We start from the raw sequence: 15,931 nt of genomic DNA on the forward strand, positions 1-15,931 counted from the left end.
AACGGGGAGCACTGATCGTGCGGCACCCATGCGGGGCTGGATGCGGCTTGCCTGAGATCCTCCACCCGAGAACCTCACGAAAGGGAGTCGTATGACCGAGACCACCCCCGGCACCTCCGTACCCCGGTCCAGCACCCCGGACCCGCGGATGCCGCGTCTGGCCGAACTGCCGGACTTCACCGCGTTCATGGGGCAGGGCTGGGACGAGGGCGACCGTACGCCGCCGACCGTGCCGGGCGTGGCCGAGGCCGCCGCCGCGCACCGGGCGCGGCTGAGTGCCGAGTTCGCCGGGCGGGCGCTCGTGGTGGCCGCCGGTCGGGCCCCGGTCCGCAGCAATGACACCGCGTACGACTTCCGCCCGGACAGCGACTTCTACTGGCTGACCGGATGCACGGTCGAGGGCGCTGTCCTGGTGCTGCGGCCCGTGGCCGGTGGGCACGACGCGGTGCTGTACCTGCCGCCCCCGGCCCGGCCCGGCGAGGCCGGGTTCTTCGCGGACGCGGCGCACGGCGAGCTGTGGGTGGGACCTGCGGCGGGACTGGACGACTGGCGCGCGGCGCTGGAGCTCGAGACGGCGCCGCTCGGCGGCCTGGACGAGGCTCTCGCCGCGTGCGCGGCGCAGGGGCCGCTGCTGACCGGGCCGCTCGACGCCGACACGGCCCGCCGCCACGGGATCGCGGCCTCCGCCGACCTCGGGCGCACGCTGTCCGAACTGCGCATGGTCAAGGACGCGTGGGAGATCGGGCAGTTGCGCGAGGCCGTGGACCGTACGGTCGAGGGGTTCGCGGCGGTGGTCCGTGAGTTCCCGGCGGCCGTGCGCGGCGGGGGCGAGCGCTGGTTGCAGGGGACCTTCGACCGGTACGCCCGCACGTACGGCAACGGCCCCGGCTACGCCACCATCGTGGGCAGCGGCCGCAACGCCGCCACCCTGCACTGGGTGCGCTGCGACGGGCCGGTGGACGAGGACGCGGCGGTGCTCCTCGACATGGGCGTCGAGACGCGCAGCTACTACACGGCGGACGTCACCCGCACCTTCCCTGCGTCCGGCCGCTTCACCTCCGCCCAGCGTTCCGTCCACGACCTGGTGGAGCGGGCGCACCGGGCCGGGCTCGCCGCGGTGGGCCCGGGTCGGGACTGGACCGACTTCCACACGGCGGCGATGGAGATCGTGGCGCGCGGTCTGGACGACTGGGGGATGCTGCCGGTCTCCGTGGACGAGGCGCTCTCGCCCAAGGGCCAGCACCACCGCCGCTATCTGGTGTGCGGCATCGGCCACCACCTCGGCCTCGACGTGCACGACTGCTCCCGCGCCGACTACTCCGCGTACCAGGGCGCCCGCATGGCGCCCGGCATGGTGCTGACGGTCGAGCCGGGCCTGTACTTCCACGCGCACGACCTGACGGTGCCGCCGGAGCTGCGCGGCATCGGGGCGCGGATCGAGGACGACATCCTGGTGACCGACACCGGCTCCGAGGTGCTGTCGGCCGAGCTTCCGCTCGACGCGGCGGGTCTTGAGCGGTGGATGGCGGCGTAGCCGGCGGCTTTCGGCGGGGCCCCCGCCGCAAGCCGCCGACCTGCACGCATCTCGAATATCGGACACCCTTTACCGATAAATGAGACGCGTGAAATGGTGCGACCCTCGTACCGTCCGACCGGTACGAGGGTCACCGGCGCCCCGCGCCGGTGGGCGTTCACCGCAAGACCCTTGGGATTGACCCGACGATGTCCGCTTCTGCCACCGGCCCGGCGCCTGCCAGTTCCGCCGCGCCGTCCCCCGCGTCCGACCCGTCACCGGCCGCGTCGGTCAACCCGCGTTCGCGGGTCCTGATCGCCAGCCTCATCGGGACGACCATCGAGTTCTACGACTTCTACGTCTACGCGACCGCCGCCGTACTCGTCTTCCCCGCGCTGTTCTTCCCGAGCAGCGACCCGACCACGGCGCTGCTCTCGTCGTTCGCCGTGTTCGGCGCGGCGATGGTGGCCCGGCCCGTCGGCGCGGCGTTCTTCGGGCACCTCGGTGACCGGCTCGGCCGCAAGAAGACGCTGGTCGTCTCGCTGCTCACGATGGGCATCGCGACCTTCCTCATCGGCGTACTGCCCACGTACGGGTCGATCGGCTGGGTCGCCACCGCGCTCCTCGTCCTGATGCGGCTCGCGCAGGGCTTCGCGCTCGGTGGTGAGTGGAGCGGCGCGGCGCTGGTCGCGACCGAGAACGCGCCGCCCGGCAAGCGGGCGCTGTGGGGCACGTTCCCGCAGCTGGGCGCGCCGCTCGGATTCATCATCGGCAACGGCCTGTTCCTGATCATCGCGGCCCTGCTGCCGTCCGCCGCGGGCGCCGACCCCTCGCAGCCCTCCGAGGCGTTCCTGTCGTGGGGCTGGCGGATCCCGTTCCTGTTCTCGGCCGTGATGGTCGCGATCGGCCTGTGGGTGCGGATGCGCCTGGTCGAGGCGGAGGTCTTCACCAAGACGCAGGAGACCAAGCAGGTCCGCAAGCTGCCGCTGGCCACCGTCTTCCGGCACCACTGGAAGCAGCTGATCCTCGGCACGTTCGCCATGCTGGCGACGTACGTCCTCTTCTACCTGATGACGACGTTCTCGCTGAGCTACGGGCGCGCCGCGAAGGACGCCGCCGTGCCGGGGCTCGGCTTCGGCTACACCACGTTCGTCCTGATGCTGATCTTCGGCGTGCTCTTCTTCGCCGCGTTCACGCTCATCTCCGGTCCGCTGGCCGACAAGTTCGGCCGCCGCAAGACCCTCGCATGGATCACGGCGGGCATCTTCGTGTTCGGCCTGGTGTGGGTGCCGATCATCGGGCTCGGCACGCTCGGCGTGGTGCTGTGGCTCGTCCTCGGCTTCACGCTGATGGGTCTGACCTTCGGCCCGATGGGCGCGCTGCTCCCGGAGATGTTCCCGACGTCGGTGCGATACACCGGCTCCGGCATCTCGTACAACGTCAGCTCCGTGCTCGGCGCGGCCGTCGCCCCGTTCATCGCGGTGGCGCTGTGGGAGGCGGGCGACGGCTCTCCGTGGCTGGTCGGCGTGTACCTGTCGGCGATGGCGCTGCTGACCTTCGTCGCGCTGCTGTGCGGCAAGGAGACGAAGGACGTGGAGCTGGAGGCGGGCGAGAGCCCGGCGTAACCGGCAGGACGCCGTGCGGCGGTGGTGGGTCAGCCGATCCGCCACCGCCGCACCGCGTCCTCGTCCAGCTCGACGCCGAGGCCGGGCGCGTCCGGCACCGTCACGCACCCGTCCGCGTCCACCCGGACCGGCTCGGCGAGCATGAAGTCACGGCGCTCGGGGGTCCAGCCCGGCGGGTCGAAGGGGAACTCGAAGTAGGGGCCGCCGCCGACGCCCGCCGCGACGTGCAGGTTGGCCAGGACGCCGATGCCGTTGGTCCAGCTGTGCGGCGTGAAGTGGCGGTGCTTGAGCTGGGCCACCTCGGCCAGAGTGCGGGCGCGGTGCATGCCGACCGCCAGCACGACGTCCATCTGGTAGACGTCCAGCGCGTCCTCTTCGAGGCAGCGCAGCAGCTCGGTGGTCGAGTGGTGCATCTCGCCCGCCGCGATCCGCACGCCCGGATTCTCCGCGCGCAGCCTCTTGAAGCCGTCGAGATCCGCGTACGGCAGCGGTTCCTCGACCCAGTACACGTCCAGCTCGGCGAGCTGCGCGACGGTCTTGCGGGTGCGGGCGAGGTCGGTCGCCTGCGCCGTGTCGCCGGCCATCCGCCAGGACTGGTTCAGGTCGACCATGATGTCGAAGTCGTCGCCGAGCTCCGCACGCACCGCCCGTACGGCGGCGATCCCCTCGCCCACCCGGTCCCGGTCAATCCGGATCTTCATCGCCCTGAAGCCGGCATCCCGCACCTTCAGCGCCGTCTCCACGCGCTCCTCCGGGGACTTCAGCTCACCCGACGAGGCGTAGGCGGGCAGGCGCCTGGTGGCGTTGCCGAACAGCTCGGACACGGGACACCCGTGCACCTGGCCGGCGATGTCCCACAGGGCGGCCTCGAGGGGCCAGTAGTGGCCGCCGTGGAAGTTGGCCGTCTCGATCGCCTTCACGTGCCGGGTGATGTGCAGCGGGTCCTGGCCGATGAACAGATGGCGGTAGGCGTCGAAGCCGTCCATGGTGTCGCCCGAGCCGATCCCGGTGATGCCCTCGTCGGTGCGCACGCGCACGACGGTGGCGTCGAAGTGCCGCCGCGGGACCGGGTCCCAGGCCGCGCGGAACGGCGGGTCGAGTTCCAGCCGCAGGTGGTCGAGCGTGATGTCCGTGATCTTCATGGGCTCCCCCTCGGGACGCGACACCACCCGAGGCGCACGTACATTGGCACGGAACTCTCGAGGTGGAAAAGTGCTGGTGAATCGGGCTCCGCGAGCTGCTGTGCGGGCTGTGCGGGCTGTGCGGACTGTGCGGACCAACGTAGGCAGCTCCCTGACCAGGGGCAATGAATCCCGGCGGATCGCAATGTCGCTTGCGTTCCGAGCAACCGGCGCGCACGTGCCGGGCGGCCGTCGTGGCTGACACCTCCGCGCGGGGCTCCTCACGCCACGGCCTCCACCGCGATCTGCGCCTGCTCGACGTGCTGGCCCTGCACGAGGCCGAGCACGGGCGTGGGCTCGGCGTGGTCGGGCTCGCCGCGCGGTCGGGCCGTGAGAAGAGCCAGGTCTCGCGGGCGCTCAAGGCGCTCGCCGAGGAGGGCGTGGTCGAGCGCGACGCCGACACCATGGAGTACCGGCTCGGCTGGCGGCTGCTCTCCCTCGTGGCCCGCACCGCCGAGAACCGGCTCGTCCGCGTCGCCTCCCCTGTCATGCGCCGGCTCGCGGCCGAGATCGAGGAGACCTGCCATCTGTGCGTGCTCAGGGACAGCGAGGTGCTGACCCTCCTGTCGGTGTCCGCGCACGACTTCCGCGCCCACGGCTGGGAGGGCAAGGGCGTTCCGGCGGCGCGCACCTCCGCGGGGCGGGTGCTGCTGCTCGACGCGACGCCCGACGAACTGTATGTGCGGCTCGGCATGGGCGATCTGTCCGACGGATTCGACGGCTCCCTCGTGCACAGCGTGCAGGAGCTGTGGCAGCGCATCCAGGAGGCCCGGCGGCGCGGGTACGCCGCGGTGCGCGAGGAGTTCGAGTCCGACCTGGTGGGGGTCTCCGCGCCGGTCCGCGACGTCCGGGGCAGGGTCGTGGCCGCGTTGAACGTCGGCGCTCCGGCGGACCGGCTCGCCGACCGGCTGGAGCGGACCGGGCGGACCACCGTCGAAGCGGCCGAGCGTGTCTCGGAGGCGCTCGGGTGGGAGCGGCGGCGATAGCCCGGACAGCGCCTGCCTACGTGTCCGGGGCCGCCGCGATCCGCGGCGGCCACACGCCCGCCACCAGCACACCCTCCGCATACGCGCGGGCGACCAGCTCCGTACGGTTCGACGCGCCCCACCGGCGCGACAGTTGACGCAGGTGGTAGGTCACACCGTCCGTCGTCAGCCCCGTCTCGCGGGCCGCGCGGGCCGTCGTCGCGCCCGCCGCCAGCAGCGCCAGGATCCGTGCCTCCTGCGGGTGGGGGTGCGCGGACGAGGACGGCGGCGGGGCCGGTACGGCCGCCGCGTCGAAGACCCGTACCGTGACCAGCAGATCGGGCACGCGGCTCGCGGTGTCGCTCACCGTGTCGACGATCAACTCGCCCCTGCGGCGCACCCCGTCGCCGCCGCGCCAGGCCACCGCCACGGTGTAGCGCGAGCGGCGCCGCGCCTTCTGCGCCTGCGCGATCCGGTCGACCTGCGCCGCGTCGACCGGCACGAACAGGTCGAGGATCGCCCGCCCCTTGAGCCGCCCCGGCGTCGTCCCCCACTCCAGGGCGAACGCGGCGTTCACCAGGCGTACGTCGCCGTAGGGATCGCAGACCGCGACCGGCAGCGGAATCCGGTCGAAGAGCACCATCGCGCGATTGCGCCACACCACCGCGTCCCCGGTGTCCACCGACGCCTCGCCTCCCACACTCCACAGGTACCGCCTGGCACGGACGGCGCCCCGGCACAAGTCCGATACACCGTCAGCCACTACACAATCATGTAGTCGACCGAGCATGACCGGCAGGGGCGGCGGACCAAGCTGGAAGCCGCGGTCCCCACGCCGCGACAGCAGGTTCCCTTCCGCGAAAGGCCCCCACCATGCCGGACTCCCCCGCACCCGACGACAGCGCCTACGCCGAGGCCGGTGTCCCCGTCGTCGACGTCTCCGCGACCGGTCTCGGCCCCGGACCGCTGCAGCAGGTCATGGGCCTGATGCGGGAGCACGGTCCGCAGTTGGTGCGGCGGATGCACGGACGGGACGCCCTGTTCGTCTCCGACCTCGACCTCGTGACCGAGCTCGCCGACGAGACCCGCTTCGCCAAGAGCATCGGGCCCGCGCTGCGCAACGTCCGCGAGTTCGCCGCCGACGGACTGTTCACCGCCTACAACGACGAGCCGAACTGGGCGCGCGCCCACGACATCCTGATGCCGGCCTTCGCGCTCGGCTCGATGCGTACGTACCACCCGGTGATGTACAAGGTGGCGCGCCGCCTCGTCGACTCCTGGGACGTCGCGGCCCGCGACGGCAGCCCCGTCGATGTGCCGGGCGACATGACCCGCATGACGCTCGACACCATCGGACTCGCCGGATTCGGCTACGACTTCGCGTCCTTCGACAGCAGCGAGCCGCATCCGTTCGTCGAGGCGATGGTGCGCTGTCTGGAGTGGAGCATGACCCGCCTGGCGCGCGTGCCCGGCGGCGACTACGAGGCCGCCGACTCGGCGTTCCGCGCCGACGCCGACTATCTCGCGCAGGTCGTCGACGACGTGATCACCGCGCGCGTCGAGAGCGGCGAGCGGCACACCGACGACCTGCTCGGCCTGATGCTGACGGCGCGGCACCCGCAGGACGGCTCCACGCTGGACACCGCCAACATCCGCAATCAGGTGATCACGTTCCTGATCGCCGGGCACGAGACGACGTCGGGCGCCATGTCCTTCGCCCTGTACTACCTCGCCAAGAACCCGGCCGTCCTCGATCTCGTACGCCGCGAGGTGGACGCCCTGTGGGGCGACACCGAGAACCCGGAGCCCGACTTCGACGAGGTCGGGCGACTCACGTACACCCGGCAGGTGCTCAACGAGGCGCTGCGCCTGTGGCCCACGGCCGCGGCGTTCAGCCGGGAGGCCCGTGAGGACACGCTGCTCGGCGGGCGGATTCCGCTGCGCGCGGGGCAGGGTGTCACCGTGCTCGCGCCGATGCTGCACCGGCAGCCGGTGTGGGGCGACAACCCGGAGTGCTTCGACCCGAACCGGTTCACGCCGGAGGCGGAGGCGGAGCGCTCCCCGCACGCGTTCAAACCGTTCGGCACCGGTGAACGGGCCTGCATCGGACGGCAGTTCGCGCTGCACGAGGCGACGATGCTGCTCGCGATGCTCGTGCACCGCTACCGCCTGGTCGACCACGCCGACTACCGGCTGACGGTGAAGGAGACCCTCACCCTGAAGCCGGACGGTTTCACCCTCGCCCTCACCCCGCGCACCCCGGCCGACCGGCGGCACACTCCGCTGCCCGGCGCCACCACCCGGGCCGAGCAGGACCAGGCGGTCGACACCCTGCCGGCGCGGGTGCTGCCCGGTACCAGCGCCCTGTTCCTGCACGGCAGCAACTACGGCACCTGCACGGGGCTTGCCGCCCAGCTCGCCGACGAGGCCGCCGCGCTCGGCTGCGAGACCGAGGTCGCACCGCTGGACGCGTACGCGGAGGGGCTTCCGACGGACCGGCCCGTGCTGATCGTCGCCGCGTCCTACAACGGCCGACCCACCGACGACGCCGGGCAGTTCGCCGCCCGACTGCTGGACTCCGACACGTCGACGGAAGGTGTGTCGTACGCCGTGCTCGGCGTCGGTGACCGCAACTGGGCCGCCACCTACCAGCACTTCCCCACCCGCATCGACGAGCGCCTGGCCGCGCTCGGCGCCGAGCGGCTGTGCGAGCGGGCCGCCGCCGACGCCTCCGGCGACCTGGGCGGCACCGTCCGCGACTTCACCGCCGGCGTGCGCACCGCGCTCCTGGTGCGGTACGGGGACCCGGAGGCCACCGCCGCGTCCGCTGCCGCCGAGTCCACCGCTCCGTACGAGATCCGGGAGATCGCCGGTGGGCCGCTGGATGCCGCGGCCGGGCGGCACGGGCTCTCCGCGCTGACCGTCACCGAGGCGCACGACATGACGGCGCCCGGCCATCCGCGCGTCAAGCGGTTCGTGCGGCTCGCGCTGCCGGAGGGCATGACGTACCGGACCGGCGACCACCTCGCTGTCCTGCCCGCGCACGAGGACGACCTCGTCGAGCGCGCGGTGAAGGTGCTCGGCCTCGACCCCGACGCGCTGCTCGACATCCGTGACGCACGCCCGCGGCGCGACGCGCTCTCCCTCGACCGGCCGGTGACCGCACGTGAACTGCTCACGCACCACGTCGAGTTGCAGCACCGGCCCGGCCCGGACGAGGTGGCCGCGCTCGCCGCCGCCAACCCCTGCCCGCCGGAGGCCGCCGCGCTGCGGGAGCTGCCCGTCGACGACCCGCGCACGTTCCTGGAGCTGGTCGAGGACCACCCGGCGCTGCGCGACGTCCTCGGCTGGGACCTGCTGCTCGGGCTGCTGCCGCCGCTGCGCCCGCGCCACTACTCGATCTCGTCCAGCCCGGCCGAACTCCCCGGCCACGTGGACCTGATGGTGTCGGTGCTCGACGCGCCCGCCGCCTCCGGCAACGGCCGCTACCGGGGCACGGGCTCCCACCACCTGGCTTCCCTGCGCCCCGGCGGGACCGTCATGGGCCGGGTCCAGCCGTGCCGCGACGCCTTCCGCATCGGGCCGGACGTCCCCGAGCCCGTCATCATGATCGCCGCGGGGACGGGCCTCGCCCCGTTCCGCGGAGTGGTCGCCGAACGGGCCGCGCACGGCGGCGAACTGCCGCCCGCGCTGCTCTACTTCGGCTGCGACCACCCCGAGCGGGACTTCCTGCACGCCGAGGAGCTGCGCGCCGCCGACGCGGCGGGGGCGGTCTCGCTGCGTCCCGTCTTCAGTGAGGCACCGGTCGACGGCCACGCCTTCGTCCAGCACCGCATCGCCGCCGAGAGCGCCGAGATCGGCCGCCTCCTCGACGCGGGGGCGCGGGTGTACGTGTGCGGGGACGGCGCCCGGATGGCGCCGGGCGTGCGCGCGGCGTTCCGTGCGCTGCACCGCGAGCGCACACCGGGCGCCGACGAGGCCGCGGCCGAGCAGTGGCTCACCACGCTGATGGCCGAGGGCCGTTACGTGGAGGACGTGTACGGCGGCTGACCGTTCTCGGCCCACGACGGGGCGTCCCTTGCGCCACGGCGACGCCGGACGCCCCGAGCACCGTTGGGCATGCGCGCCCGGAGCCGAACGGGCCCGGGTAAAGTGACCATGTGTTCTCAGACATAGGTCCCTTCCAGGCGCTGGTCGCGGCGCTCGTCGCGCTGCTCGTCCTCAGCGTGCCGTCGGTCATCGCCCACCGCAGGAGGGTCGCGCGCCTGCGGTGGGTGATCGCGGTCAATGTGATCGGCGCCTTCACCGGACTGTTCTGGTTCGTCGCCCTGTTCATGGCCCTGTTGATGGCCCCCCGCGAGTCCACCCCCACGCCGCCACCGGGCAGCCAACCGGCCCACTGACGACCGACCACGGCGCGGTCCGACCAGTCCCTCTCACGAGCCTGCGTGGTCAGGAGACGGTCGGGACCAGCGCAGCCGCCGCCGAGCGTGCCGCCGCCAGCGCCTGCGGGCGTTCGGCGCCGGGCTGACCCAGGACGACGCGCGTGCTCAAGCCGTCGAGCAGTGCCAGGAGTTGGGCCGCCCGGCCGGGCACGTCGTCGACGGCGAAGGCGCCCCGGTCCACGCCCTTCGCGAGGATCGCCTCCAGGTCGCGCTGCCACCCCTGGTCCAACTCCTGCTGCGCGGCGCGCAGTTCTTCGTCGGCGCCCGAGCGGGCCCACAGTTCGATCCAGAGCATCCAGCGCGGGTCGCGGGGTCCGGCCGGCAGGTACAGGTCCAGGTAGAGATCGAGCCGGCGGGCCGGTGTCACCCGGCGGGCCAGCAGAGCCGCCCGCTCCTCGGTGAGCGCGGCCTCGCTGTAGCGCAGGGCCTCGACGAGCAGCAGGTCCTTGGAGCGGAAGTAGTAGAGCAGGTGGCCGCCGCTGGTGCCGAGCCGCTTGGCGAGCGAGGCCATGGTCAGGGACGCGAGGCCCTGTTCGGCGACGACGGCCGTCGCCTCCTGGAGCGTACGGGTCCGCAGGTCGCCGCCCGACCGCCCCGGTCGTGCCGCCGTCGACCCGGCCATGCGTACCGCCCCTCACCGCTGTCCGTACTGATCGCAGCCTACCTCTTGACGTGGGGCTGCACCGCGCCGCATCTTGAATGCCATTCAAGTTTCTTGAACGGCATTCAAGCCGTTCCCTTGCGACAAGAGACGAGAGGCGACGGCATGACGGCAGACCAGGCCGCACAAGAAGCGCAGAAAGCGCGTGAAGCGCCTCCGCAGCCACCGAGGGACGAGGTGTTCCAGGTCGAGGAGCACGGCATCGACCCGATCCCGGAGGCCGAGCGGCACGGCGGGGCGCGGGACCTGTTCTGGCTCTGGTTCGGCTCGAACCTGACGTTCACGTACGTCATCAACGGCGCGCTCGCCGTCTCCTTCGGCCTGTCCTTCTGGGAGGCGGTGCTCGCGGTCGTCCTCGGCGGCCTGACGTTCTTCGGCATCAGCGCGGCGGGCATGAGCGGCGTACGGACGGGCACGGCGACACTGGTGATCTCCCGTGCCGCGTTCGGCGTACGCGGCAACTGGCCCGCCGGCCTGCTGAACTGGATCGTCTCCATCGGCTACACCATCGTGAACACCGTCGTCGGCGCCCTCGCCCTCCAGGCGATCTGCGCCGCACTCGGCTGGCACGGCACGGCCGCCCGCGCCGCGAGCCTCGCCGCCACCCTGGCCCTCACCTTCGCCGTCGCGCTGTGGGGCCACGCGACCGTGCAGTGGGCCGAGCGCTGGATGGCGTACGCGCTGACCGTCGGGTTCGCCGCGCTGCTGGTGTTCCTGCTGCCGGGCGCGGACACCGGCGCCGCGCCCGCGCCGGGCGGCGCGGCGGGCTGGTCCCTCGCGTTCGTCGTGGTGCTCGCCGGGCCGATCAGCTACGTGCCGATGCCCGCCGACTACACCCGCTACCTGCCCACGACGACCACGATGCGCGCGCTCACCTGGAACGGGGCGCTGGGCGGGTTCATCTCCTCCGTGGCCCTCGGCGTCGCGGGCGCCGCGGCCGCGACGCAGGCCGATCTCACGGACGCGGTGGCCGGGACGCAGGGGCTGCTGCCGGGCTGGTTCCAGCCGCTGTTCCTCGCCCTGGTGCTCGGCGGCTCGGTCACCAACTCGATCGTCACGCTGTACTCGTCGAGCCTCAACCTCCAGGTGCTCGGCATCCCCTGGAGCCGCGCGAAGGCGATCCTCATCAGCGCGGCGGTCACGGCCGCCGGTTCGCTCGCCGCGCTGTTCCTCGTCGACTTCACCGAGTCACTGCTGTCGTTCCTGTCGCTGCTCGTCATCGTGTTCGCGCCGTGGGGCGGCGTCTTCCTCACCGACATGGTGCTGCGCCGCTGCCGCTACGACGCCGCGTCCCTGCACACCGGACGCGCGGGCCGCTACTGGTACCGCGCCGGGTACAGCCCCGCGGGAGTCACCGCCCTGCTCGCCGGCATGGCCTTCGCGGCGCTCACCTGCGACAGCGCCCTGTGGCGCGGCCCGCTCGTGGCGCCGCTCGGCGGCATGGACCTCAGCGCGCTCGGCGCCGTCGTCGCGGCCGTCGTGTACGCGGCGCTGGCCCGCACCAACGCCCGCCCGCACACCGCGTAACCCCCTTCCCTCCGCACCACCCCTCGTACGAGAAAGAACCGCATCACCATGGCACCCGCACAGCACCACTCCCCCGAAGCCGCCCCCGCCGATCTCGTCCTGCGCGGCGCCCGCATCCACACCGTCGACCCGGAACTGCCCGAGGCCGAGGCGCTCGCCGTGCGCGACGGGCGGATCGTATGGCTCGGCGACGACGCGGACGCCAGGCACTGGACCGGCCCGGACACCAAGGTCGTCGACGCGGGCGGGCGGCTCGTGCTGCCCGGATTCATCGACGCCCACAACCACGTCCGGCTCGGCTCGGACGACGCCTGCGTCCAACTCGCCGGAGCGGCGAGCCTGGAGGAGATCCACGACCGCATCGCCGCCTGGCGCGAGCGCCATCCGGACGCCGCCTGGATCGAGGCCGAGGCGTTCGACTACTCGGCGCTGCCGGACGGCCGGATGCCGACGGCCGCCGACCTCGACCCGGTCACCGGCGACACCCCGGCCATGGTCCTGAGCTACGACGTCCACACGGCCTGGCTCAACACGGCGGCTCTGGACCGGCTCGGCGTGCGCGCCGACCGCACGGAACTCCCCTTCGGCATCGCGCGGACCGACCCGGCGACGGGTGAACCGACGGGTTTCGTACGGGACTTCGCGGTGCGCGGCCTGTCCCGCGATGGCCACCGGGCGCTGCGCGAGCTCGGTGTGCCGTGGGCGTCCCCGGAGCGGCAGTACGGGCGGCTCGTGAAGTCGCTCGACGACGCGATCCGGTTCGGCATCACCACGGTGGTGGAGCCGCAGAACTCCCTGGACGACCTGGCCCTGTTCGAGCGGGCCAGGGTTGAGGGGCGGCTGCGCTCGCGGCTCGTCGCCGCCCTGTTCCACCCGCGCGGCACCTCGGACGCGGACCTCGACGACTTCGAGGCCGCCACGCGCGCGTACTCCGGCGAGCACATGCGGCTCGGCCCGCTCAAGCTCTACATCGACGACGTCGTGGAGCCGCGCACGGCCGCGCTCCTCGAACCGTACGCGACCGGCTGCGCGGGCCACCGGGGCGAGACGTTCTACCCGGCCGAGGAGTTCGCCGACCTGCTCACGAAGCTCGACGCGCGCGGCTTCCAGTGCTTCGTGCACGCGACGGGTGACCGGGGTATCCGCACGGTTCTGGACGCCGTCGAGGCGGCCCGCACCGTCAACGGCCCGCGCGACGCCCGCCACCAGGTCGTGCACGTCGAGTGCCTGGACCCGGCGGACGCGCCGCGCTTCGCCGAACTCGGCGTCGTGGCCTGCATGCAGCCGCGGCACTGCGCACCGGAGATCGCGGGCCCGGGGCAGGACTGGGCGGCGAACGTCGGCGCGGGCCGCTGGCACAAGGCGTGGCCGATGCGCACGCTCGAATCGGCGGGCGCGACACTCGCGTTCTCCAGCGACTGGAACGTCGCGGAGATGGACCCGATGATCGGCATCTACACGGCGATCACCCGCCGACCGCTGGCCGGCGGCCCGGCATGGATGCCCGAGGAGACGGTCGACGTGACCACGGCCGTGCACGCGTACACGATGGGCTCGGCGTACGCCAACTTCCTTGAGGACGAGCAGGGTTCGCTCTCGGTCGGGAAGGTCGCGGACTTCACCGTGCTCTCCCGTGACATCCTCCGGGCCGCCCCCGACGACATCCCCGGCACAGTCGCCGAGGTCGTCGTGGTGGGTGGGGACGTGGTCCACGAGACGGGGGCCCAAGACTCCGTCGGCCGGTGACGTAATAATCGGGCATATGCAAGATGGGGCATCCCGTGAAGAATTGATGGGCGCACTGTTCCCATGCGGCATTTCTCTCTGTACGGCAATGCGTGCATTCCATCGGTGAAGCCCTTTCTCACAGTGGACCGGTGCGCAGAAATGAGGCAATGAAACGGCCCATTAACGGACGCGTATCCGCCGGGACTCCTGACATCGATGCACTCCTTGGCATTGCAGGTCCGCCGTCAGGAGGAAATCCATGTCCTTCTTCGCCAGGGCTTCCTGGCCAGGAGACCACCGTGACGAGCTCGTCGCCGGCGCCCTCGCCGCCGCAGTGATCATCGTCCTCGGCTACGCGTCCGGCATCGGAGCACAGGCCGAACAGACCACGACCGGGGCCGCCCCGCCGACCGCCGAGGCCCCCGCCTCCCCCGCCTCCCCTTCCACTCCCGGCAGCCCCGACCCGACACCGACCGAAGCCCCCGCCCCGGATTCCGGGGGCGGCGAAAACGGGAACTCCGGCGCGCTGCCGGTGGGCGGGATTCCCGCCGGTGGCGTGGAGGGGGCGGGGGAAGCCACGGACAACCACGAGCACGACAATTCCAGCGGCCTTCCCGAAGACTCCGGCCATTCCGGCCACGCATCGCCGACCCCGCCATCGCCGCCCTCCTCCACCCATTCACCCTCCCCCTCCCCTTCCTCTCCCTCGGGTTCGCCGTCGTGTGCGGCCGGCGAAGTCCGCCTCGTGCGGCCACTCCTGAAGGGAGTACTCACTCCTGTGAGCGGGCTCTTGGATGGCCTGACCAACGGGAGTGACGGGAGTGACGGGGCTTCCTCATCGACCTCCGCCTCCGCCTCCGCCTCCGACGGGGAGACAACACCCTGCGTCGGGCTCGCCTCCGATCCGGCCGCGCTCACGGAGTTGACGCCGTGAGAACTCGCCCCCTGTACGTCGTCGTTCTCGCCCTCGTGGCACTCCTGTTCGCGGCCCCCGCCGCCTCCGCACATACCGAACTGGAGTCGTCCTCCCCCAAGAGCGGCACCCATCTCTCCCAACCGCCCAAGGAAGTCACGCTCACCTTCAGCGAGCCCGTCGGCCTCGCCGACCTTCATGTCACCCTGGATGACGACGAGTTGGCGCTCACGCAGGACACGGGCCGCGACACCGTGTCGGTCACCGTCCCCAAACGCAAGGCCGAGTCCGCCGGTGACCGCCTCACTCTTGATTGGCATGTACTCAGCAAGAAGGACGGGCATCCGAGCTCCGGCTCCCTGTCCTTCACCCTCCCCGCGCACACCGGATCCGCCGCGCCGGACCACACGACGACGGACGACGCCGCCACACCCGCCGTCGCCCCGTTCGGCACGGTCCGCACCGCCTGGGCCGTCGCCCGCTGGGTCGGCTATCTCGCGCTGGCGCTGTACGTCGGCGGGCTCGCGTTCCTGGCGATGCTGTGGCCCGAGGGCTCGCGGGAGCGCCGGACCCGGCGCATTCTCGCGTCGTCCTGGGCAGCCGGACTCGTCGCCACCGTGGCGGCGGCCGGACTCCAGGGGGCGTACGGCGCGATGGGCTCGATCGGCGACGCGTTCAAGGCCTCCACGTATGTCGACCTGCTGGCCAGTGAGGTCGGTGTCGCCCTCGCCTGCCGGGCTCTGATGTGGGTCCTCGCGGCGGTGGTCCTCGCCGCGCTGCTCCAGAACGGCGAGCGCGCCGCGCGGTCGCCGGGTTGGCGGGTCGGTGCGGCCGTCGTGTGCCTGGGTCTGCTGCGCACGACCGGCATGGCGGGGCACAGCTCCGAGGGCAGCCACCCGGGATGGGGCGCCGTCGCCGACCTGATCCATCTGCTCGGCATCTCGCTGTGGCTGGGCGGGCTCACTCTGCTGCTGGCCGGGGTGCTGCCGCGCCGCCGTCCGGACGAGATGTCGACCGCCGTCTCCGGTTACTCGACCCTCGCCGGGGTGTCCGTCGCCGCGATCGCGGCAGCCGGGACCGTACTCACCTGGCAGGTCGTCGGCTCGTTCGACGCTCTCTTCTCCACCGGCTACGGGCAGTTGCTGCTCGTCAAGCTCGCCCTGCTGGCCGCGGTGCTGCTCATCGCCCAGCGCAGTCGGGGCTGGGTGCGCACCCGGCTCGACATCGCCGTCCTGCTGCGCGGCGACCGCGCGACCGTACGGCCCTTCGTCTACTCGGTCGCGGCCGAGACGGGGCTCGTCCTCGTCGTGCTCGCCGCGACGAGTCTGCTGGTCACCGCCGCTCCCGGCCGCTGACCGGTGCACCACGTTCCA

The 15,931-nt window shown here is 72.4% G+C and carries 11 protein-coding genes; 8 read left to right on the plus strand and 3 right to left on the minus strand.

Annotated features, from left to right (window positions below):
• Positions 1-91 precede the first annotated feature (91 nt).
• Positions 92-1,534, plus strand: coding sequence for an aminopeptidase P family protein (locus ACY34M_RS25095; protein WP_462720551.1), 1,443 nt, complete (start codon positions 92-94; stop codon positions 1,532-1,534).
• A gap of 188 nt (positions 1,535-1,722) precedes the next feature.
• Positions 1,723-3,138 (plus strand): MFS transporter, encoded by a 1,416-nt coding sequence (locus tag ACY34M_RS25100; RefSeq protein WP_462720552.1) that lies wholly within the window; start codon positions 1,723-1,725, stop codon positions 3,136-3,138.
• A gap of 29 nt (positions 3,139-3,167) precedes the next feature.
• On the opposite strand, the gene ACY34M_RS25105 is transcribed toward ACY34M_RS25100, so the two are convergent.
• Complete coding sequence (locus ACY34M_RS25105) at positions 3,168-4,280, minus strand: mandelate racemase/muconate lactonizing enzyme family protein (protein WP_462720553.1); 1,113 nt, start codon at positions 4,278-4,280, stop codon at positions 3,168-3,170.
• Positions 4,281-4,513: 233 nt separating this feature from the next.
• On the opposite strand from ACY34M_RS25105, the gene ACY34M_RS25110 reads away from it, so the two are divergent.
• On the plus strand, positions 4,514-5,305 hold the full coding sequence (locus ACY34M_RS25110; protein ID WP_462720554.1) for an IclR family transcriptional regulator: 792 nt from the start codon (positions 4,514-4,516) through the stop codon (positions 5,303-5,305).
• Between the two features lie 16 nt (positions 5,306-5,321).
• On the opposite strand, the gene ACY34M_RS25115 is transcribed toward ACY34M_RS25110, so the two are convergent.
• Entirely contained in the window at positions 5,322-5,927 is a 606-nt protein-coding gene (locus ACY34M_RS25115; protein WP_462720664.1) for a PAS domain-containing protein, read from the minus strand.
• 230 nt (positions 5,928-6,157) lie between these two features.
• Here ACY34M_RS25115 and ACY34M_RS25120 point away from each other — a divergent pair, with 230 nt between their 5' ends.
• A complete protein-coding gene (locus ACY34M_RS25120; protein ID WP_462720555.1) occupies positions 6,158-9,334 on the plus strand; it encodes a cytochrome P450 in 3,177 nt (1,058 codons plus the stop codon).
• Positions 9,335-9,444: 110 nt separating this feature from the next.
• Positions 9,445-9,687 carry a superinfection immunity protein gene (locus ACY34M_RS25125; protein WP_462720556.1) on the plus strand — a complete coding sequence of 81 codons (243 nt, stop codon included), beginning with the start codon at positions 9,445-9,447 and terminating at the stop codon, positions 9,685-9,687.
• 49 nt (positions 9,688-9,736) lie between these two features.
• On the opposite strand, the gene ACY34M_RS25130 is transcribed toward ACY34M_RS25125, so the two are convergent.
• Positions 9,737-10,351 (minus strand): TetR/AcrR family transcriptional regulator, encoded by a 615-nt coding sequence (locus ACY34M_RS25130; RefSeq protein ID WP_462720557.1) that lies wholly within the window; start codon positions 10,349-10,351, stop codon positions 9,737-9,739.
• A 144-nt stretch (positions 10,352-10,495) separates the two neighbouring features.
• Between ACY34M_RS25130 and ACY34M_RS25135 the strand changes: the two genes are divergently transcribed.
• The 3 genes from ACY34M_RS25135 to ACY34M_RS25145 all read left to right on the plus strand — a co-directional run bounded on the left by ACY34M_RS25135 (position 10,496) and on the right by ACY34M_RS25145 (position 15,913).
• Entirely contained in the window at positions 10,496-11,917 is a 1,422-nt protein-coding gene (locus ACY34M_RS25135; RefSeq protein WP_462720558.1) for a purine-cytosine permease family protein, read from the plus strand.
• Positions 11,918-11,965: 48 nt separating this feature from the next.
• Positions 11,966-13,663: an amidohydrolase gene (locus ACY34M_RS25140; RefSeq protein ID WP_462720559.1), complete on the plus strand. Its 1,698-nt coding sequence runs from the start codon at positions 11,966-11,968 to the stop codon at positions 13,661-13,663.
• 912 nt (positions 13,664-14,575) lie between these two features.
• Positions 14,576-15,913, plus strand: a complete 1,338-nt coding sequence (locus ACY34M_RS25145) for a copper resistance CopC/CopD family protein (protein ID WP_462720560.1) — start codon at positions 14,576-14,578, stop codon at positions 15,911-15,913.
• Positions 15,914-15,931: the final 18 nt, after the last annotated feature.

The organism is Streptomyces sp. EDA2-14 (genome assembly GCF_054963755.1).